The sequence below is a fragment of the Sphingobacterium hotanense genome (genome assembly GCF_008274825.1).
GTDB lineage: Bacteria > Bacteroidota > Bacteroidia > Sphingobacteriales > Sphingobacteriaceae > Sphingobacterium > Sphingobacterium hotanense.
In genome coordinates this window covers 2,170,415-2,191,359 of record NZ_CP030848.1, presented here as the reverse complement: position 1 = coordinate 2,191,359, position 20,945 = coordinate 2,170,415, and the positions used below count along the sequence as shown (strand labels likewise).

Sequence of the window (20,945 nt, the reverse complement as noted above, 5' to 3'; positions counted from 1 at the left end):
CTAAAATGAGCCAATAATTAAGGAATGTCCCCTATTTTTCAAGAAGTTAAGTTGATATTAAAGTTAAATACTGACTTCGCTACGGATTTCTTCGATATACTGGGACGGAGTTTTACCCATGACCGATTTAAATGCGGTAGTAAACTTACTGTGTGAGGAAAAGCCGCTAAGTTCTGCCAAATATGCCAGTTTATAATCTAATAAAGTGTGATCTGTATTGATCTTCTCCAAGAGGTAATTGATCTTCTTATGTTGTAGGTAATCATTAAAATCAAGATTCCTATATTTTTTAATGATATGAGAAACGTATTTCTGGTTGGAGCTTAGCCGACTAGCAAGTTTGTTAAGTGTTAAATCCCGCTCTAAAAAGAAATTCTCATGTTCTAAAGCCGAAAGTTCTCTGATTAGTCTTGTTTCCGTTTCTAATGCTATGTTTAATTCCGAATCAGTACCACTGCTTTCTGTACTACTGCGATTCTCCTGCGCGAGATGGTTAGACAACTCTTGCTTCTTTGGTTCTTCCCTATAGTTCAGGTTCGTTGTGACTATCACTCTATTAAAACGGCTAAATCGTATTTGATATACTAATAACAGAATCACAATGACAGAGGTAACAGAAATGCACCACCAAAATAGCAGCTTATATTTACGATTCTCCAAATCCTCTTTGCGCAATTCCATAATAATTCGAGAAGAAATCTCCTGCCCAATCAAATATCTGTCGGCATCCAAGACCTGTTGTTTTTGCAAAAATTCATTTGCCATCTTATCATTTCCAGATAACATATAATACTTTGCACTAGTAGCCGTGTATAATTCTTTCAGCCTTAGCCGTCCAGGCTTTATGATATATGCACTCGTATAGTCCAGATAATGCTTACAAGAATCTAGATTGGATAATTTCAGATGAAGCTCCGCTAATCCACGATAAACAAACGGAATAATATTTCGATCAACTTCACTTAAAAAACTCAAGGAAGTATGCATGAGTTCATAGGATAAATCGGCATTACCAAGTTCTAGCTCACAGATACCCTGCAAATGATAATTTGCCGCTTTTTTTAGTCTTAAGGTACTATTTGATTCTGAATCAAGTGCAATAAGTCGTTTTGCGCTATCCAGCAATTCAAGTGCGACGCGATAGCTACGGGTATTCATCTTATAGAGCGCTTTTTCCTGAAAGAGCTCTATCTGAATATCAGCCCTTACATCTGCATCATCTAGCAGATCACACATACGTTCTGCAGTTGCCAAATATGCTCGCGACTGTTCGTATAAGCCCGGTTCGCGAAAATTGGTGGCCAGTATTTTGGAAAACACGGCTCTCCATCGGTTATAACCTGTCAACTGGGCTAAGCGATCACCAATCGTCGCGTATTTGATAGCACCTTGTATATTCCCCAAGCTTTGCTGAATGTTGCTGTTTAGTATATAACTTTTGATCTTTTGTTCATCAGTTTTTGCAGCCTCGAAAACAGAATCTCCAATCGCTGCCGCCCCTTCTACGTCTGATTCCATATATTGTTTATGACAGTCATTATAAAGGCTGTCGAAATTACTCGATTGCCCCAACGCAATAAAAACAATGCTGAAATAAAAGAATATGGAAAGAATATGCCTATACATACTAATGATTACTTCATTACCGACTTCTCACGGAATTCGATTGGAGAACAGCCCATCTCCTGATTAAAATTTCTATAGAAGGAAGCTCGAGAATTAAATCCACAATGCAAGGCCAGTTCCTCGATATTCATATCAAAGCTTCATCACTTAGGTATATGCAAGCTTCCTTGATACGCAAGGCATTAATTACTTTCAGAAAACTATCGTTAAAATGCAGTTTAAAAAACTGTTGTATTACCGGTTTTGACACGTTCAGCAGCTTTGACATCTTATCGATGCTAAACTCAGTGTCGAGATATGACTTCTCTACAAGGTAATCTATAATCTTAAGCTTTATGCCCTGTTGTTCAGCATAAGTCAAACCGGTCAAATTACGCTCAAAAGGATCCACATTTAAGTCTCCAGTAAACGACTGCATTTCCAAGCGCAGGGGCTTCCGAAGCCGGCCCAGCAGATAATTGTAGCCCAGCAAGCTACCAAGCAGCATAATGAAAAAGATAGTAGCGCCTGAACTCGGCGCATCCGCACTTCCTTTTTCCATCATTCTATTCAAAACGAGGGTGAGCATAAATATTGACGAGACCAGAATGAGGATTACGCTATAATAATATATTCTTCTTTCTAGGCGGGCGCGGTTTGCTCCGTTGTTACTGATAATAAAAACGCCGACAGGATAAAAAAACCAAGAAAGACCCATTAAGCTGTATAATACTAAGTAGTACTCGCTTCGATATTCCATACGAAACGAATAGGATGAGATAAAAACAAAATGCCCGATCAGACCAATCAAAAAGGGTAATCCGTGTAACAAGACCTGTTTTGCCGTAATCGCCTTTTGTTCGATTGCGCGGTATGCAAAATATAAGAAAGGCCCATACATCAATCCAAATGGTGCCGAACGATCTACATAAATAAGCCCGGGAAGAAGATCTCTAAATATAGCCGCATGGCAAATATGTATGAGCAGTGTCAGTAGAAAAAACTGCGCCAGTCTGTCCATCACTGTTTTATGATTGACATAGTAGCTAACCTGCAGTCCCAGCAAACAAGTAATAGACGTTGCACAATATAGAAACGTGAAAATCATATATTCTGCAATATTTTAAGTCTGTATTCGGATGGCGATATGCCATTAAACTGTTTGAAATATCGCGTAAAAGATGTCCTGGAGTTGAACCCGCAAAGGTTAGCCAGGAATTCCAGTTACAAATTATCCGTTCCACTATTTAAAAGCTGAATGGAATATGCGATCCTATATTTCGCTAACCATTCGTAAAAGTTGCTTTCTAAGCTGGTATTGATGATATAAGATATATGATGCTTCGGAATATTAGCATAAACCGATAGCCCCTCCAAACTTAAATTAGCATCGAGAAAAAGCTGCTCACCTTCCATTATGCTATTTAACTTCTCCTTATAGAATTCAATCGTTTCTCTCGCTAAATTGAGATGTACCAACTCATCAACCAGCGGCAGGGCTTCCTTTTTCTTATCCACTCTCGATGTGTAGATATACCATACGATTAGTCCCATGGAAATAATCATTAAGGCGATGACAACAAAAAGCGGGTTTACATCAAAATCAAGATGCATGACCTCGTTAAAGAACAGCAAGCCGAAAAAGAAAGCGGCAGCAACCCCTAACAAAGCCAAGTTTTCGACAAAAAGGATCTTATTGACCTCTGCAGTCTCCGACTTAAGTTTAGAAGATTTGAAAAGTATATAAACAGGATATCCGGTTAGCAAACAAAAGACGGTAAGCATATATGGTACATGAACCTCTGGATACCAGCCAGTCGGATCCAACAGGAATAATATCAAAAACGAAATCAGCGGCGTTAGGTGAAGCAACACCGTGCCCGCATCTACTCGCTCCTGCAAACTCGCCTTAAAAATGAAAAATAGAAGTGGCCCATATACCAAAGGTATAGGCAAAATAATCACATTTAAGATAAGAATGACATGTATACAAAGGATGGAAAAAAACAGACCGATAATGAGCCCAAATAATCCGTAACGTTTGATTGCCCTATTCAACATCGCCGAATCTTTATATTCAAAAAATACAGTTAATAAATCCTGGTTAACATCGTTTTGCACAACGTTTTACAAATATACTTATTTATTTTTTTAATTAAGATTCTTCCCATTATGGAAAATATTATCATAGTATGAGGGAAATCGCAACTTCATTAACCGTAATGGTTAAATATTAACCTTTAAGGCATTTTAAATCTTATTTCCGATATTTTTTAACTCCTATCAATGCGAGTTAATTAGGAAAATAGAAATAAAGCAAACAAAAATCGGCCTAAATTGTTAGTAATGCAGTATGCGAAATCAAACCCCAACAAATTCTGGCAAAACTCTTATTATCTCCAATCGATTGCCAGTCAAAATAGAACGTAAAAAAGGAAAGCTGAAATTTACCGCAAGTGAAGGTGGGCTAGCGACCGGACTAGGCTCATTTTACAAAGATAACGGCTCTTGGTGGATCGGGTGGCCGGGAATTATTCCTAAAACCGAGGAAGAGGAACAGCACATCCGCGAAGAACTATATAAGCTAAATCTTATACCGGTATTTCTAACGCAGACAGAAATAAAAAATTATTACGAAGGCTTCTCCAACGCTGTGCTCTGGCCACTATGTCACTATAGACCTAGCTACGTCGAGCTTCGCGACGACTATTGGGATGCCTACGAACAGGTAAATGAGAAGTTTGCAAAAGCGTCTCTTCCTTATATCGAGGCGGAAACCACCGTATGGGTTCATGACTATCAATTGATGCTATTGCCCAAATATATTAGGGAGCAAAGTCAGCCCAGCAGTATAGGATATTTCCATCATATCCCCTTCCCTCCTCCCGAACTCTTTAGTATGTTGCCCTGGAGAAAGCAGCTATTAGATGGCCTTTCCAGTGCCGATTTAGTGGGATTCCATACCTATGAGAATGCACATAATTTCCTGGAGGCGAATCAGACCTTGCTGAACGCTGAAATCCATCATCACCATATCAAATTAGAAGGTCGAAGTTGCTTCGTTGATGTATTCCCTATGGGTATAGACTATGAAAAATACAAACGCCAAGCAATCGACAAGAAAACGCAGCTTTATGCCGCCGAGCTCAAAAAGCTTTTCGAGGATAAAAAGATTATCCTTTCTGTAGATCGGCTGGACTACAGTAAAGGCATTTTACAACGTCTTGCATCCTACGAAAAGTTATTGTTAAAATATCCAGAACTGCAGGAGAAGGTCGTGCTTTACATGCTCATCGTCCCTTCCAGAGATCAGGTCAATCAATATAAGAAGCTGCGTAACGAAATCGACCGTAAAGTCGGCAATATCAATGCGGTCTTAGGATCACCAGGATGGCAACCCGTCTCTTATTTCTATAAATCGCTACCCTTTGATAAGCTGTCAGCAGTTTATGCTGCCGCCGATGTATGCTTAGTGAGTTCCCTCTACGACGGCATGAACCTGGTTGCGAAGGAGTACATCGCCAGCAAGCAACTCCAGACTGGAGCCTTGGTACTCAGCGAGTTTGCTGGTGCATCCAAAGAGCTTTCCGATGCCTTACTGATCAATCCTTATGCTATTGAAGACTCTAGCGATATCTTATATGAGGCGTTGATGATGTCTGAGAGCGAGAAACAAGAACGCATGCAAGCAAGTCAGCAAGTGGTAGAGAAATTCAATGTATTCCATTGGGTCAATCTCTTTTTCCAACGACTTCGAGAAATAAAGGAACAGCAAAACAAGGCCATCACACGTAAAGTCAAAGATCAGGTCAGAACCTCGATCAAGTCGACTTATAAGCAGGCGACCAACAGGTTGATTCTTTTGGATTATGACGGAACGTTAGTTGGATTCAACAAGGACGCTGCGAAAGCAACCCCTACTGCTGAACTCCATCAATTACTAGAAAACATCGCAAATGATAAACAGAATACGCTTTCTCTGGTAAGCGGTCGTAAATACGACAATATGCAAGACTGGTTTCCCGACAAATCATTCTTTACCATTGCCGAACATGGTATCTGGTCCAACTTTCCAAACCACCAATGGCATATCAAGGAAGGCTTATCGAACGAATGGAAGGTCTTTGTACGTAGTATCCTTCAACGCTTTACCGACCGAACGCCAGGTTCGCTGATTGAAGAGAAAACTTACTCCTTAGCCTGGCATTATCGCAAAGTCGATCATGCCCTAGGAAAAATAAAAGCACAGGAACTATTACAAGAACTACACCCCTTGGCAAATGAAATCGGTTTGCAGATCATCAATGGCGATCGGGTAATCGAGATCAAAAACATGGAGATCAATAAAGGGAAAGCGGTAGTTCAACTCGTTAATGAGATCAACCCGGACTATATCCTTTGTATTGGCGACGACGCTACGGATGAAGATATGTTTAACGAATTACCGGCAAATGCTGTAACGATTAAAGTCGGGAATAAGCAATCTGCAGCCAAATATTTCGTTGAAAATAAAGAAGAGGTTTTACAATTACTGACTGAATTGACGCAGTTATAACACAAAATACGATTGAATGAATAAAAAACACTTATATAACTCTGGCATTATTGGTAATTGCAATTTCATCGCTCATGTACACAAGAGCACAAACATCAACTGGCTCTGCTGGCCAACCTTTCGCGACAGCTTTGTCTTTGGTTGTTTGCTCGATAAAAATAAAGGTGGCGAGTTTAACATACGATTGCAGGGAGATAATGTATATTCCAAACAGTATTACCTAGAGAACACCAATATATTAGTTACTGAAGTCCATAGCGACCAGGGCAGTTTCAAAGTAACCGATTTTGCCCCTCGCTTTGAACAATACGAACGTTTCTATAAGCCACTGATGCTTATTCGAATCGTTGAGCCGCTCGAAGGCAACCCGAAGATAAAAGTTACCTGCAACCCAAAAGCGAATTATGGATTGGCAGATTTCCACCGCTCTAGAGGAAGCAATCATGTGCAATTCAATTACGACAATGAACACATGCGGTTGACCACCAACATCCCTATAAGTCATTTCTTCGACGAGGACAAAAGCAGTATCATCCTTTCCGAAAAGAAATATATGGTATTGAATTATGGCAGCGCATTCGAAGCCGCTTTGGAAAAAACTGTTGAGGATTTCCTGATCAGAACCAAGCAATATTGGCGTAATTGGACGAAGAAAGCTGATGTGCCTAACTTCTATCAAGACCAAATTATCCGCTCCGCATTGGTGCTCAAATTGCACCAATATGAAGATACCGGCGCTATCATAGCGTCGAGCACAACGAGTTTGCCCGAGTCACCAGGTTCTGGAAGAAATTGGGATTACCGCTACTGTTGGGTTCGCGACAGCTATTATGTATTGACCGCGCTAGCCAACATCGGAAAATTCGATGAACTCGAAAAATTTGCCACCTATATTACAGGAATCACACAATCCGACAGTGGAAGATTGCAACCACTCTACGGAATACTTGGTCGACGTACATTGACCGAAGAAACCCTAGACTACCTAGAAGGCTATTTAGGAAACAAGCCGGTACGAATTGGAAATCAAGCTTATGAACATATACAAAACGATGTCTACGGACAAGCGATGATTGCCCTACTTCCTTTATTTACCGATTTCAGATTCCCTGCGGACGAGCGTAAAGATGCAAAAAGCTGGCTAGTCTATATCCTGGATAAGATTGCTACGACCATTGATGAAAAGGATGCCGGTATCTGGGAATTCCGACATATCGCTAACCGACATGCCTATTCCAACCTGTTCCAATGGGCTGGAGCATCCGCTGCCTTGAAGATCGCGAAGCAAAACGGTTATCAAGATATCGAGATCCAAGCCCAAGAACTTAAAGACAAAGCAGCGGCACATATAGAATCATGCTATGACGAGGAGCGAAAAGTATATCGGAATGCATCAGAAGGATCCGATTTGGATGCCAGTACGCTGCAGTTGATTATGATGCACTATTTAGACCCCAATTCTGAACGTGCCAAGCTACATCTGAACGAATTGGAAAAAGTGCTGAAAGGAAAAAACGGCCTATTCTATCGCTATCTGCATCAAGACGATTTTGGAAAGCCGCAATCTACATTTTTAGTCTGTGCATTTTGGTATGTTGAGGCCCTCGCCTGTGTGGGGAGAATCGATGAAGCACAGGAAATATTCCACAATCTAATGGGCTACAGCAATCATTTGGGACTTTTCAGCGAGGATGTGCATGAAGAAGATGGAAGTCAATGGGGCAACTTTCCGCAGGCTTATAGCCATGTCGGCTTGATGAACGCCGCATATCGAATTGCAACAAAATTAGACCGCCCAATCTTTACATAATCTTAACTACCGTTTTACAATTAGATTACAATTGGCACAAGCTTTGCCTATGGATGAATGCAATATTCAGATATTACTATGAAAAATACATTATTCTTTTCACTAGCTCTTGCAACATTAGCTTTTGGAAGCTGTTCTACAGATGACGGTATTCCCACTGGTAAAACTCCGGTAACTATTAAGATGACCGATGCGCCAGCAAATTACGACGCCATTTATTTGAACATCGATGAAATTGAAATCCGTACTGTAAGTGGCGCGGAAGTAATCGACGTAGATGCTGACCCATTTGACATTCTTCAATATCGTTTCGGAAGAGATACGGTAATTGCCGCACATGATGTACCATCAGGAAGAATTCAAGAAATTCGTTTAAAATTAGAGGACGAAGGAAATGAGATCGTTGTCGATGGACAACGTTATCCATTAACAACGCCATCAGGACAATCATCTGGCGTAAAATTGAAAGTACATGATGACTTAATCCCGAATGTAGCTTATACGCTATTGATCGATTTTGATGCTGCGAAATCCGTGCACCAAACTGGAAATGGCAAATGGATGTTGAAACCAGTTCTTCGTGCCATCCCAGTAGCAACATCGGGTGCAATTGAAGGGGTTGTTGCTCCATTCTCCGCATGGCCAAATGTATATGCTATTACAGGAACAGATACAATAGGAACAATCACTAATCCATTAGGTAAATTTTATTTCCCAGGTGTAGATCAAGGTACTTATAAATTAGTAATTGAACCTACAGAACCTGGATACGACACTGTATCACAAGACGTTATTGTAACGCAAGGAAAAGTAACAAATGTAGGTACGATTAACCTAGGAACAGTTTCAGAAAACTAATCCCGATATACTATAAAGTAATAGGCTGTCTATTTTTAGACAGCCTATTTTATTATTACCTGCTTCTATGGAAACATACAAGTTTAATATCATTATAAACTCGCCTCAATAGCATCCCAAAGCGCAATTCTTTTCTGCAACGCCTGCTTAGCGGTCAGTTGCATCTCTTCCCATTTCTTTTCATCCTCCCCTGCCAACTCCATGATCATGCGCATCGCTAATGGACCGTGTTCATCGCCATCTAATTCGATATGGCGTTGGAAATAATAGATCAAACGGTCTAAGTCGGTGTCAGGAAACTGAAGCTTCAAGGAATCCAAAATAGAACTGAACATATCCGGAATTAGATCCTCACGACCAAAAGTAAAAGCCGAAGCAACTTTATGCGGCTCCTGGCTGGCAATACAATCAAAAGTAAAATGTAAAAAGTCTTTGATGCGTGGGTCAAACGACTGTGCATCGATTGCCGCGTGAATGTCCGATATACCGTTCAGACCAGCTACAAAACTTTGAATAGGCTCACAATTTGCTCCTAGCGCCTGCATAGAGTCTAAGTACATTTCGAAATGACTTAATCGGCGCCCATCAAAATACTCATCAGACTCTTCGGCCAGAACTATTTCATTGATCAAATAGCGGGTATCGGGATATTCACTCGCAAACCAAGGCACTTGAGTGCAAGTTAATTGAATCTGCAAAGCCTTCAATAAGGACATAAAATCCCAAACAGCATAAACATGCCCCTCGGTGAATTTCCGAAGATCTTCAACTGTTTTGATTTTCTGATAAAGTGGATGGCTTAAAAGTATAGCGCGTTCTTCGCTAATAAAAGAATGGATAGTGTTAATACGGTTTTGCATCCCCAAAAGTAAACAACACTTATCGATTTAGTGACGTTATGCAGACGAAAATTTTTAAACATATATGTAAGGAAGGTTTGTCTTGAAAAAGATTAGCAGGATGTTTTGTCTTGAACCAGGAAAGGAAGGATAAAAGGATGAGCAGGTTATTTTGTCTGATAAGATGAGCGGGATGTTTTGTCTTTGAACCAGGAAAGGAAGGATGATAGGATTAGCAGGATCCTGACAATCCTATCATCCTTCCTTTCCTGGTTCAGACGACCCATAGGTCTAACTACTAAATACTTACTACTAACTACTAGTCAAAGCCCTTTCAAACCCAATACAAACCCAATGTAAAGCCCAATCATAACCGCTTTGAAAGGGCTTTGATTTGGGTTTAAAAGGAATATGAAAAGCGAAAGACTCATACTTGTTAAGATGTGGTATGTAAGAAAGCAAGATTTTGATATATTCGCTAAAGAAATACATCTTGTATCTATGAAGAAAATCCATATCGTTTTTACCCTCATATTGCTTTTTCAAGGTCTTTTCTTGGGGGCTCAAGAAAACCGTGCAAATAAGATTGAGCTGAGCCAACAGGAAAAAGAGGCGATGTTCTTTCAGAAATTGTGTTTTTCTCAAACGATTTTCCCGATCTATGAGGATATTTTTGGATTGGACGCCGAACCTATTTCATGGATTACAATATACTGGCCGGAAAATAAATTCGGATTTTTGGAAAGCAAGACGATTACCATATCGAACGAACAAGGTGGGGAAATCGTCTTTAGCGACGATCAACAACACTCCGTTAGTATACGCGGTAGTTTGATGGGGAACTCCCAAGTAGTCGATGATAAGGGAAATTGGCTGAATTTCAAGCGTAACTTTGTTGGTAAAATCACGATTGATGGCGAGGACGGCCAAAAAAGTAGCATTAGCAAGAATCTATCGAACAAAACCAAGATTACGACACATTCCGGACAACAAATCACTATAAAAAATACGCGAATCGGCCTAGAAATTTCCGATAATCGAGGCAACAATGCTTTAATCGAGATCGATAGCTGGGGAAATAGAACCCTTTACTATCCTAACGAAGACTATATTGCATTTGAATACATTGATGCAGGTTATCAAATTAGCAGCAATTTTATTAACGATATCTATATTAAAGCAGATTCCGATAGAGGTAATTTGGAAGTTCAAGAAGGATCTACTCCGCCGTACCGTATCATTAACGAATTTCGAAAACCCTTGCCACCAGATGATCCATTTGGTTTTTAGGGATTACCAACATTAATCATGATCGCTATTAAAATTCGATCGCTGTATCCTGACAGCATTCAATATTGCTAACAGCGCAACTCCAACGTCGGCGAACACCGCTTCCCACATGGTCGCCAGTCCGCCTGCCCCTAAGATTAGTACAATTGCTTTTACACCAAATGCAAAACCTATATTCTGCCATACGATGGTCTTGGTCTTCTTTCCAATTTGAATAGCGACAGGGATTTTCATCGGTTTATCATCTTGAATAACGACATCCGCGGTTTCAATCGTCGCATCAGATCCAAGTCCACCCATCGCAATACCAACATCACTTAATGCGACAACAGGTGCATCGTTGACACCATCGCCAACAAAGGCTACAACCTGATCATTGGCTTTAATCGCTTTAAAATGATTTACCTTATCTTCCGGAAGCAGATCACCGAAAGCCTGATCGATTCGTAATTCTTGGCCACATGCTTAACTACCGTTTCCTTATCTCCACTTAGCATCGTTGCTTTAACGCCCAGGTTGTGTAGCTTGTTGATCGTTGCTTTGGCATCCGCTTTAATGGTGTCTGCAATTGTTATATAGCCTTGATATTGTCCGTCATAGGCAATTGCAATCGTCGTATAGGCGATATCGGCAGGATTGATCGGATAAGCGACTTTGTATTTATCCAAAAGTTTGAAGTTACCTACGAGGAATTCTTTCGAATTGATTTCACCTCGGAGTCCATGCCCTGCAATTTCTTCTATATTTTGAAGCGGGAGCTGCTCTTTAATCTCGCCTACATATTCATGTATCGCGGTAGCAACGGGATGGGTGCTCTTGCTTTCAAGTAAGTTGACATAATCCATTAGGTCCGGGAGAGCAACTTGGTCTTTCAAATTGACCTCCTGCACTTTGAACACCCCTTCTGTCATTGTTCCTGTTTTATCCATCACCACATGCTTCAATCCTGCTAAAACATCGAGGAAGTTGCCTCCTTTTACCAATATGCCGTGGCGACTGGCTGCACCTATCCCACCGAAATAACCCAGTGGAATTGATATAACGAGCGCACAAGGGCAAGAAACAACTAAGAAAATGAGAGCCCGATATAACCAATCCTGAAAAACATAGTCTGCAACAAAGAAGTATGGAAAAAAGCAGATGCCGATAGCAAGAAAGACCACGATAGGCGTATAGATGCGTGCGAACTTGGAAATAAACAGTTCTGTAGGCGCTTTCTGCGAGCTGGCATGTTGAACAAGCTCGAGTATTTTGCTCAACTTGCTATCGGCATAGGCTGTATTAACTTCAACCTGCGCAACGGATTGTAGATTGATCATCCCGGCAAGCACGTGCTCGCCTTTGTTCTTCGTATCAGGTTTACTCTCGCCCGTTAGTGCAGCCGTGTTAAACGATGCAGCATCGGATATTAAAATTCCATCCAGCCCTAGCTTTTCTCCAGGTTTTAATTGAACGATATCGCCGATCTGAACATCCGTCGCTTTAATGGTTTGCGTCTTGCTATCGCGGATAATTGTGGCCTCATCAGGTCGCTGATCCAATAGCTTCTTGATATTGGATTTGGCGCGAGATACTGCCAATGTTTGGAAACTCTCGCCGACCGCATAAAATAGCATGACAGCAACTGCTTCCGGATATTCGGCTATACCGAATGCCCCGAGAGTTGCAATTCCCATTAAAAAAAACTCGGAAAAGAAATTGCCCTTTCCGATGCTTTTCACCGCATCTTTCAGAACCGGTAGCCCGACTGGAATATAGGCCGCCAAATACCAAACTAAACGAACGTAGCCCGTAAACCAATCCATCTTCCAGAAATGGTCGAAAAAAAGACCAAGCAATAACCACACTAAACTAATAATCGATGGTAGAAATAGTTTGAATAGACTACCTCCTACTTCATGACTGTGATCATGATCATGCACATCATCATCGGCATGCTCGTGATCATGGTTATGTTCGTTGCTATCTTCATGCGGATGCGCATGAGCATTTTTTGCAGCCTTTTTTGTTAGAAGATCGGCAGCATCGGCTTGCCGATAAACCTTCTCCGTTTGGCTACATATTTCACAAACCCCATTTTCATTGTAGATATGCTGATGTTGTTGTCTCATAAAAACACGTGTTTATTTCTATTATTGGTCTGATCTACCGATCCATTCCATACTATGTTCACAAAAAATGCGCCTTTCCTATCGTTTATAGCTTAGTACAGCACAAACTCTGCCCTTTTATGATCCCATAGATCAGCCCTATACTTCTGTACCATGCGAATTATTTGTGCGATTATTGGTCTTCAAACGAATTTTACTAAATATACCTAAACGATATGGAAACTTTGGTGTTAGATTTGATTGTATAATGTCAAAAACCTTATGAAGAGACTATTAACCTTAATCTCGATACTACTAATTGTTAATGCGGGATTTTCTCAGGTCGCAGTGATCAGCAGTCCGGATGGATCTGCTAACATTCGCGAAAAGCCGGATAGCAAGAGTAAAGTCATCGCGAAGGTTAAAACTAATACGGTAATCCTTGCTTTCAATGATGAAATTGGAGTTTCGGCAAATGATGCAGTATGGTCAGAGGTTGTAGTGATCAAAGAGCCCATGAGCAGGCTGAATACAGCAAACGAGGAGTACACCTATCGATATAGTCATACTTCGCAATATAAGCTATTCGATCAGCTAAAAAATGCTGACCCCAAAGTCTTTAAATTCGAATACAAGCATAAACCCTTTAGCAAATCGGGAAAGAAAATCGGCTATATTGACGGTTCGGAATCCATTGAAACAATTAATGGTGAACACTACTTCGGAGCCGACTGCGGAACACCAAAAACCGAAATAACTAAAGCAACCGCAACAATCGGGAACAAAATAGTCGATATCCCCATGTCATTAATCTGGGGAATCCTGCATGCCGGCAACGAATTCGAAATCAAAACCTATAACAACCACTACTACGTCAGCCAAGGAGTCGGCGACGGCGGCTGCTTCACCCACCTAGTTTGGGTATTCGACAAAAACGGACTGGTGCAGCGGTTTGTTGGTTGGCAATATTAGGTTTAGATATCAGATATAAGACATAAGATATTAGAGTAAACTGGCTAAAAAGAGAACGCAGTATAGTGTATTTACAGCCAACAAACTTTATCGTTATCATATTGCAATAACTCACATCGACGCGCTGGAATATTTCTCGCTGCGCTCTAATATCTCACATCTAATGTCTAAAATCTAATTCACTGCAAAATCATTCAAATAAATCTTCTTTCCTTCGCCAAAAAGCACTTTCGGTTTGCCATTGGTCCAGAGTACGGCAGACGATTTCGCGCCATTTAGGTAATTTCCGAGGATATAAACTTTCCCGCTTACTACACGAATTGCTGTTGCGGTGATGCTTGCTGCTCCGCTAAGTTGGTAAAGTTTCGTTTTATTCTTATAAACTACAGATGTTCCCTTGCCACCGTTATAGAAGTTGGCGACGAAATAATAGTCTGTGCCAACCATAGTTCCAAGGACGTCGGAAGCAAAGTCGCCTAAGGGAAGCTTGAAGACTTCTTTTCGATTTTTCCATACTACTGCAGCGTCGGAACTGCTATTGTAATTTGCATGTCCAAGCACATAGACATCTTTATTGATGGCATTGATATAATCTGCATAGGTATTCGGTCCTGCTATCGCAAGTGCCCATTCGTCGTTGAACATATGCGCATTGCTAGCAAAACGCCCCGATAGATACGGTTCGCCTGCGACCTCAGTAATGGATGTCACTTCTGACTGTGCCAAACAGCATGCCTTTCTCTTCTCGACGCCATTTGTCCAAAGAAATAAACCATATGCTCCATTGTAATCTTAGTCCCTCCTACATAAACTTTACTGCCGATTACATTGATAGCTGTTCCTGTATTATTATTTCCCGCCTGTGTTAAGAATGAAATCTTGCCATTCTTCCAATAGGCAACACGCTGCTGTCCTGACGACGTCTTCTGATAGCCTGTAACATGTGCCTCCTTATTGTTTACTGCTGCAATTGCAAGAGCATCCGAGCGCAATGATGGAGAAAGAAGAACGATCGAGTCATTAATGCTTAAAATTGCATTTCTACCGGCTCCTTTATAATCCGTTTGATACTTATAGCCGGCGTAGAAGAATGTCAAAGGCTTTGGTGTCGGTGGTTTCGGTGTAGGCGTTTCTGGATTCTCAGGATCGGGTTCCACTGGTTCAATCGATTTCTTACTACACGCACTGATAACTGCCAACAAACTGCAGGCGACAATCACACTCTTAAAATTCAGTTTTCTCATAATACTCATCTTTGCTATCACTGACACAAAGTAAGAACCAAAGACCCGAAAAAATAAATCGAACCTTAGCATAATTATATAAATATGGCATAGATCGACCGAATACGCGATTATGGGCTATCTACTTTATATCTACATAGCCTAGAATATTACAATTTGCCGGGCTCCCTCGTTGAATCGTGCGCTTTGCTAATTAATAAACAGCTTTCATCATATTGTTTTTCAAGCGCTTACATTAATCCTCATTTTTAATTCTACTTATTAAATAACCACTAAACTTAAAAGTCATGAATAACGATGTATTTAAGATTATGGAGGATCTAAAATGGAAAGCCGTAGGTGTAGATCCTAGTACTGGACAGACTCCGAATAATCAATTTGTATCCTTCCTCCCTATTGGATTGCCGATTCCGGAAGAAGACTTTAAAAACCCATGGACACCAACGCAATCAAATTTGACCGAGGCAGTGAAGTCTGCCCGCGAAAATAAAGCAAGAACGACGGATGCTACCGATCCGGCGAACACCGATGCGGCTTCGGCATCCTCTGCTTTGGAAGATATCTTGTTGACCTCGGGTTCTATTGGGCAATCGATGAATGCCTATCTTCAGACATTCTCCCTGACAGACACTAAGATTTCTATTGATGACACCTATCGTGCCTGGCCAAACGCTGCGAAGGTTAATGATACATGGTTCGCCATCATCAATGGGGCGAATGGTTTAGAATCTGGATTGGAGGCAAATGATGCTATCAAAGCCGCACTAGAGCGAGCGGAGAAATTGATGGTTGATGAAGAAGGCAATGACACGCCGAAATATGAGAAATACAATCAGTATCGAGATGAATATTACGATGCGGTAAGAGAACGCGATCGCCAGTATGCCAACGCATTAAGCGACCCGCTCAAGTTCAATCTTTGGCCGATGCAGGGTAAGATTTATCAAGATGATGTCGATTACGCATGGGATAAATGGCAATCTAGAGGCGCTAAACAAGAGATAGAGGAAGCGATGGCACTCCTATCGGCGCAAGGTATAGACCCCGCTATTCTGATGATTCGACGCGCAAAGATAAAGTATGAGAATAGCCTGATCAATATGCCAGGCATCGGCAATCTTCCATATACGTTTATTACACCGAGTAAATGGTACTCCAAGAATGGTCCCGGATGGAATACATACAGCCAAACCGACTACCATTCTAAGAAAACATTCGACACCTTATCTACCAAAAAAGACATGTCGGCAAGGATCAGTTCCGGATTTAGACTCTTTGGAAGCCTCGGAGGATCGGTTAACCACTCCTCAGCGCATTCAGAAAAACATATCAGCTCGTCGTTTGAGGGACTTACCATCACTTTCTCCTACTGTCTTGCAAACATTAACCGCCCCTGGATGGACAGTTCACTGATGAATATTGGGAACTGGTTTCTGATGGGTAATTATCCCGAAGGATGTATTTCAACGGCTAAAGTTGATCAGGAATTTAAACCTGACGACCCGAAACAATTCGTCTTGTTGCCCTCTGTTGTCACCAGTATGATCCTCATTAAAGATGTATTGATATCCTGGAGCTCTGCTTCCTTCGACTCAAACGAGATTACAGACACCTTAAAGAATGGTGGATCGGTTAGTTTTGGGAATCTCTTCGTATCCGGCAGCGGATCTGCCAGCTATAGAAAAGATAAATACCATTGGGACCAAACGATTGATCAAAACACGAGGCAATTACGTGTCGACGGTGTCCAACTCATCGGTTTTGTATCCTCTATTATGCCATTCGCGCCTAAACTGAACGGTGCCAACTATACACAGAAGAAAAAAGAAGAACCCAAAAAAGAGGAGCCTGTAAAAGAAGAGGAAAACAATGGATAAGAAATCATGGACTTTCAAGCAAAACTACAAGAGTTCTTTCTTAGCCAGTTTAAGGATGGACTAGAGGAGAGCAAGTTGTTCATTGCTTTTGAACCCATTGGCTGCATGATAGACGAGCTTGACCCTAACGATCCGCAAAGCCAGACGAGGGCCAATGAACAGTTGTCTATTCTTGCTGAGCGACTTCCGGCCATACAGGAGAGCATGACGTTCGGGACATCCAGATTGACGGACTTATTAGAAACTTTGGTATACTCCAGTACTTTCCGAGAGGATCTTTTGATGATGCCGAAAGAGAAGATTACCGAACGATCTTCAGTCGTGCGAAGGCGGAAGCGATGGGGAAACTTGAAAAAGGAAAAAGAGCGTCCGTCGTCACAGCATCAGGTTCCTATTTCCTAGTCACAGGACATCCGGAAGCGTGGTACAATAAAAATGCAGCAATATGGACGAGTAAATCTTTCTCTCAGAAATTTCCAGAGAAAGCGGACGAGCAGGATAAACCCATAAGCTTTAATCTTAAGTGGAATCGAATAGATCAATCCCGGTTGACAACAGCCGTGGAAACTAAATTTGAAGGCATCGTAACTCATAAGGGAATTTTCAATAATATGCTGTTTCATGAACAAAAAGTCAAAAAGCCACTCAATCATAAATTCCTCCGAACAAAACGACTTCAGATGGGTAGTCAAGCGATCAATCTTCAAGCGAAGCCTATGCTAAGCAGTGAAATCAATCCAACTATGGTCAAACCACTGTTGTCAAAAAGGATCGCACTCACCCATCAATTGCATAAAGAAAAGCTAGTGGTACAGGAGCAATCCCAGGCAGATGGCTATGAACTTTCATTTGATTACTGTATGGTGAATCTACAACGTGATTGGTTTGACCGTTCGTTGCTGCACTACGCAAAACTTTGGTATGCTAAAGCGTTGGAGAAGAATTTCTTCTCCAACGGATTGAAAGATAGTAGCAATCAAGGCGAACTGAAATGCATCACAACGGCGATGATATTGGTCAAAAACCTGAGGATTCGCGCTAATTGGTCACAGCAAGACATTGCCAATGCTGGAGACAGTATCAGCTTGGGCTTTTTCAATGTTGCCGACAGCCAAATAAATAGTAAAAACGAATTAATAAATCCCGGGATACAGGCATTGGGTTGGATATGCGAGGTTATGCCGGCACTCCCCTACAGTAGCGATCCTAAACTTTTGAATAATAGATCATGGAAAATTTCAGTACTAAAATCGCAGAACTCGCCCGTCGCGGTTTTGACACGGGCGCCATTCTTAGTGAATCGAATCTGCCTAATGGTCGTGTAGCGATATGCCAGAACTGTGTGTTATATGCTTGTCCGGATGAGCTTATATTTGAAGTTCACGGCAATATCTTGATGAAATATCAGGAAGTTGGTGAAACGAATTCCAGCTTAGGCTATCCACGGTCTGATGAAATGGATGATCCTTGCGTCGCTGGTGGCAAAGTGAGTTATTTTGAATACGGAAAGATCAGTTGGCAATATCCGAATGGTAGCCAGATTGAAATGTATGAATTTGTCGATTTAGATAGCTATGAGCAACAGCGAGCGCCTTTGGTCGCCAAGCTTCAGGAGATTGCAGACTATGCTTTTGAAGCGTTATCTGAGCCGCAAAGCAGCATAGAAAACAGAATCAAAAAAGGCAGCGAAGAATCATGGTGCGGGAAAGCAGTTGCTTATTTTTATGCCCAAGCTGGAGTGCCTAGCAGAACAACCAGTCAATTCATGAACACTAGGAATATCTCGCTATTTGGATCCTATGGTAAGATAGCGTTTGACGGTTCCGGTGTACTACGTAAGGATTATCCAGAGAACACGCAATTGAAAGAACAGCACAGCGCACAGGATGCTGCCAGGAAGATGATCACCTTTGAAGATATCGAAGCCGAATATGAGCTGGATATTCTGCCTGGCGACATTGTCCTCGTAGACAACTCGGATAAAGGAGGTGCCGACCACATTCAGATTGTTTATAAGTATAATCCCGAAACGCGGATGCTGACTGTAGTTGATGGAAATGGCGGCGGGTTCGCACTGGCTTCACTAGGAATTCCAAATAATGATAGCGCCCTAGCTCAAACTGCAGCTGATGGCACCCCAATATCCGCAAAAAAAACAATGGATTGAAGACGACCTGGGAGTTTCGCTGATCTATCAAGGAAACGTCGCAGGCCATGTAGGAATCTCCTGCCATATTCTAATGCCGGAATACCAGGTTCGATACGAGGATAATAAGGTGAAGCATAAACGCGTATGGGCTATTGTCAGGCCTTCTATTTTGGATTTGCAATAGCGATTAGATGTAAGATGTGAGACAGTAGACGTGAGATGTATGCTGTGAGATTAGAGGTTTGTCTGGAAAGGAAGGATACAAGGATAGGCAGGATTGGGTCAATATATTGTCTTATGTCTTTCTTGTCTGAACCAGGAAAGGAAGGATACAAGGATAGGCAGGATCGGGTCAATATATTGTGTTATGTCTTTCTTGTCTGAACCAGGAAAGAAAAGATACAAGGATTAACAGGATCCTGTCAATCTTCACATCCTTGCTTTCCTAACTAAAAGACCACCTCACTTCCATTTTTCAATCCATTGTTGTTCTGATTTATGGAGTTTGCTGATAGCCGGAGAATAACTAGGGTCTGGCATATACCAATAGACCGATTCGTAGTATTTTTTCAACTCGGGGTCGTTGAATACAAACCCACGTCTGGCGAAGGGTAAATTTCTCAATATCTTCTTTTGGAAGCTCAAGAGAGGTTCTTCGAAATTGATGTTATCGGCTTGATAAATTGAAAACGGTAGGTAGAAGTCCTTGTCCGCATTTAGAATTTCATGGATATAGAGGTTATGACTATAAATGGAAAGCTCTCCTTTCGGGCTGAAGTTTTTCTTTTGAAAGACTAACCTTTCCACTTTTTACTGCGAATTCCAAAGCGTTACAATCTAATGGTGAATTTGCTGTTGCATTAATATCTCTTACCTTTCCTACCCCTTCAATCTTCCACTCGTCCTTGCGCTTGAAGAAAGTCTTATCAATATAAAAGTCTTCAAAATCCTCCATCTCTATGTTCAATGTAAAGTCGTCGATTTGCTTATTAGCCCAACGGTTTGCTGCCGTAAGCACATAGTCGAATTGAAAGTTATAGTCGATACCTCCAGAGACATCGAAGGTGTAGGTATGTTTAACAATATTCATCCCCTTCTTAAACTTGGCTTTGAAATGGTAAACGTAGAAAAAGTCAACGTAGTTGCCACTCGTGCTGCCATCGAAATTCGCGAGGTCGATGTTCATGATCTTCCCATTCTGATTGTAAAGCGAATCAGCAACATAGGCAACTTGATATTTCAACGGACTTCCGTTCATATTTACCGTGAAATCGCGCATATAAGGGTGAAGTCCCTTCTTAGGAGCACCTTCGACGTCTCCGCTTGGCGATATGGCTTCAAATCCAACGATCAGTTCTTTTTCTTTTGAGGGATTGAAAAACTCGTAGTAGACCGCGACCTCGATAAATTGATTATTGATTTTTTTGACGGTAAGTATCTCCTTTTGTACAGAAATATCGGTTTCTTGGATTGGGATTAATTGATTTCCAGCCGCAAAGTAAGTACCATCATTGGCAAATGCGCCCATACTGAGGAACAGAAATAATAGAGACAGGAGATGTTTTTGACGCATAGGAATTGCTATTTTTTTTATATTCTTCATAGGGTCAGTCGAATAAGACTGACTTATTGAATTAAATATAAAGAATATAGCAG

22 protein-coding genes are annotated in these 20,945 nt (G+C 41.3%); 10 read left to right on the top strand and 12 right to left on the bottom strand.

Going from position 1 to position 20,945, the window contains the following annotated elements; all coding sequences use genetic code 11:
* Nucleotides 1-63 precede the first annotated feature (63 nt).
* A complete protein-coding gene (locus DSM08_RS09120) occupies nucleotides 64-1,518 on the bottom strand; it encodes a helix-turn-helix domain-containing protein (RefSeq protein ID WP_187774024.1) in 1,455 nt (484 codons plus the stop codon).
* A 9-nt stretch (nucleotides 1,519-1,527) separates the two neighbouring features.
* Between DSM08_RS09120 and DSM08_RS19030 the strand changes: the two genes are divergently transcribed.
* On the top strand, nucleotides 1,528-1,689 hold the full coding sequence (locus DSM08_RS19030; protein WP_187774042.1) for a hypothetical protein: 162 nt from the start codon (nucleotides 1,528-1,530) through the stop codon (nucleotides 1,687-1,689).
* On the opposite strand, the gene DSM08_RS19435 is transcribed toward DSM08_RS19030, so the two are convergent.
* From DSM08_RS19435 to DSM08_RS09100, 4 genes are all read right to left on the bottom strand, one after another.
* Nucleotides 1,635-1,757: a helix-turn-helix domain-containing protein gene (locus DSM08_RS19435; RefSeq protein ID WP_149525857.1), complete on the bottom strand. Its 123-nt coding sequence runs from the start codon at nucleotides 1,755-1,757 to the stop codon at nucleotides 1,635-1,637. The two genes, DSM08_RS19030 and DSM08_RS19435, sit on opposite strands and share 55 nt — an antisense overlap.
* The gene (locus DSM08_RS09110; protein WP_223110894.1) at nucleotides 1,754-2,626 is read right to left on the bottom strand and encodes a helix-turn-helix domain-containing protein; all 873 of its coding nucleotides are present in this window, start codon (nucleotides 2,624-2,626) and stop codon (nucleotides 1,754-1,756) included. Before DSM08_RS09110 ends, DSM08_RS19435 begins: the two co-directional genes overlap by 4 nt.
* Before the next feature lie 83 nt (nucleotides 2,627-2,709).
* Nucleotides 2,710-2,820: an AraC family transcriptional regulator gene (locus tag DSM08_RS19430; protein WP_350319974.1), complete on the bottom strand. Its 111-nt coding sequence runs from the start codon at nucleotides 2,818-2,820 to the stop codon at nucleotides 2,710-2,712.
* Between the two features lie 9 nt (nucleotides 2,821-2,829).
* A complete protein-coding gene (locus DSM08_RS09100) occupies nucleotides 2,830-3,726 on the bottom strand; it encodes a hypothetical protein (protein WP_187774022.1) in 897 nt (298 codons plus the stop codon).
* Between the two features lie 232 nt (nucleotides 3,727-3,958).
* On the opposite strand from DSM08_RS09100, the gene DSM08_RS09095 reads away from it, so the two are divergent.
* The 3 genes from DSM08_RS09095 (at nucleotide 3,959) to DSM08_RS09085 (ending at nucleotide 8,828) form a co-directional block, all read left to right on the top strand.
* Nucleotides 3,959-6,160 (top strand): bifunctional alpha,alpha-trehalose-phosphate synthase (UDP-forming)/trehalose-phosphatase, encoded by a 2,202-nt coding sequence (locus DSM08_RS09095; RefSeq protein WP_149525854.1) that lies wholly within the window; start codon nucleotides 3,959-3,961, stop codon nucleotides 6,158-6,160.
* Nucleotides 6,161-6,176: 16 nt separating this feature from the next.
* On the top strand, nucleotides 6,177-7,970 hold the full coding sequence (locus DSM08_RS09090) for a glycoside hydrolase family 15 protein (protein ID WP_149525853.1): 1,794 nt from the start codon (nucleotides 6,177-6,179) through the stop codon (nucleotides 7,968-7,970).
* A 78-nt stretch (nucleotides 7,971-8,048) separates the two neighbouring features.
* A complete protein-coding gene (locus DSM08_RS09085; RefSeq protein ID WP_187774021.1) occupies nucleotides 8,049-8,828 on the top strand; it encodes a DUF4382 domain-containing protein in 780 nt (259 codons plus the stop codon).
* A gap of 92 nt (nucleotides 8,829-8,920) precedes the next feature.
* On the opposite strand, the gene DSM08_RS09080 is transcribed toward DSM08_RS09085, so the two are convergent.
* Nucleotides 8,921-9,688 carry a DUF3050 domain-containing protein gene (locus DSM08_RS09080; protein WP_149525851.1) on the bottom strand — a complete coding sequence of 256 codons (768 nt, stop codon included), beginning with the start codon at nucleotides 9,686-9,688 and terminating at the stop codon, nucleotides 8,921-8,923.
* Nucleotides 9,689-10,078: 390 nt separating this feature from the next.
* On the opposite strand from DSM08_RS09080, the gene DSM08_RS09075 reads away from it, so the two are divergent.
* Nucleotides 10,079-10,957 carry a hypothetical protein gene (locus tag DSM08_RS09075; protein ID WP_149525850.1) on the top strand — a complete coding sequence of 293 codons (879 nt, stop codon included), beginning with the start codon at nucleotides 10,079-10,081 and terminating at the stop codon, nucleotides 10,955-10,957.
* A gap of 12 nt (nucleotides 10,958-10,969) precedes the next feature.
* Here DSM08_RS09075 and DSM08_RS19365 read toward each other — a convergent pair whose 3' ends face one another.
* Both DSM08_RS19365 and DSM08_RS09070 read right to left on the bottom strand, forming a co-directional pair.
* Nucleotides 10,970-11,344, bottom strand: a complete 375-nt coding sequence (locus DSM08_RS19365; RefSeq protein ID WP_262713917.1) for a hypothetical protein — start codon at nucleotides 11,342-11,344, stop codon at nucleotides 10,970-10,972.
* Nucleotides 11,345-11,358: 14 nt separating this feature from the next.
* Complete coding sequence (locus DSM08_RS09070; RefSeq protein ID WP_262713915.1) at nucleotides 11,359-13,068, bottom strand: heavy metal translocating P-type ATPase; 1,710 nt, start codon at nucleotides 13,066-13,068, stop codon at nucleotides 11,359-11,361.
* Nucleotides 13,069-13,329: 261 nt separating this feature from the next.
* On the opposite strand from DSM08_RS09070, the gene DSM08_RS09065 reads away from it, so the two are divergent.
* The gene (locus DSM08_RS09065; protein ID WP_149525849.1) at nucleotides 13,330-14,019 is read left to right on the top strand and encodes a hypothetical protein; all 690 of its coding nucleotides are present in this window, start codon (nucleotides 13,330-13,332) and stop codon (nucleotides 14,017-14,019) included.
* 174 nt (nucleotides 14,020-14,193) lie between these two features.
* Here DSM08_RS09065 and DSM08_RS09060 read toward each other — a convergent pair whose 3' ends face one another.
* Both DSM08_RS09060 and DSM08_RS09055 read right to left on the bottom strand, forming a co-directional pair.
* Nucleotides 14,194-14,745 carry a hypothetical protein gene (locus DSM08_RS09060; RefSeq protein ID WP_149525848.1) on the bottom strand — a complete coding sequence of 184 codons (552 nt, stop codon included), beginning with the start codon at nucleotides 14,743-14,745 and terminating at the stop codon, nucleotides 14,194-14,196.
* A complete protein-coding gene (locus tag DSM08_RS09055; RefSeq protein WP_149525847.1) occupies nucleotides 14,727-15,263 on the bottom strand; it encodes a hypothetical protein in 537 nt (178 codons plus the stop codon). Before DSM08_RS09055 ends, DSM08_RS09060 begins: the two co-directional genes overlap by 19 nt.
* A 287-nt stretch (nucleotides 15,264-15,550) precedes the next feature.
* Between DSM08_RS09055 and DSM08_RS09050 the strand changes: the two genes are divergently transcribed.
* From DSM08_RS09050 to DSM08_RS09035, 4 genes are read left to right on the top strand one after another with little or no spacing between them, the layout of a single operon-like run.
* Complete coding sequence (locus DSM08_RS09050) at nucleotides 15,551-17,140, top strand: hypothetical protein (protein ID WP_149525846.1); 1,590 nt, start codon at nucleotides 15,551-15,553, stop codon at nucleotides 17,138-17,140.
* Nucleotides 17,141-17,146: 6 nt separating this feature from the next.
* Nucleotides 17,147-17,542 (top strand): hypothetical protein, encoded by a 396-nt coding sequence (locus tag DSM08_RS09045; protein WP_149525845.1) that lies wholly within the window; start codon nucleotides 17,147-17,149, stop codon nucleotides 17,540-17,542.
* Nucleotides 17,479-18,465 (top strand): hypothetical protein, encoded by a 987-nt coding sequence (locus DSM08_RS09040; protein ID WP_149525844.1) that lies wholly within the window; start codon nucleotides 17,479-17,481, stop codon nucleotides 18,463-18,465. The genes DSM08_RS09045 and DSM08_RS09040 overlap by 64 nt, the downstream gene beginning before the upstream one ends.
* Nucleotides 18,369-19,307 carry an LGFP repeat-containing protein gene (locus DSM08_RS09035; RefSeq protein ID WP_149525843.1) on the top strand — a complete coding sequence of 313 codons (939 nt, stop codon included), beginning with the start codon at nucleotides 18,369-18,371 and terminating at the stop codon, nucleotides 19,305-19,307. Before DSM08_RS09040 ends, DSM08_RS09035 begins: the two co-directional genes overlap by 97 nt.
* Nucleotides 19,308-19,751: 444 nt before the next feature.
* On the opposite strand, the gene DSM08_RS19150 is transcribed toward DSM08_RS09035, so the two are convergent.
* Nucleotides 19,752-20,096, bottom strand: a complete 345-nt coding sequence (locus tag DSM08_RS19150; protein ID WP_223110893.1) for a YARHG domain-containing protein — start codon at nucleotides 20,094-20,096, stop codon at nucleotides 19,752-19,754.
* Nucleotides 20,035-20,892, bottom strand: coding sequence for a hypothetical protein (locus DSM08_RS09025; protein WP_223110892.1), 858 nt, complete (start codon nucleotides 20,890-20,892; stop codon nucleotides 20,035-20,037). Before DSM08_RS09025 ends, DSM08_RS19150 begins: the two co-directional genes overlap by 62 nt.
* Nucleotides 20,893-20,945 lie beyond the last annotated feature (53 nt).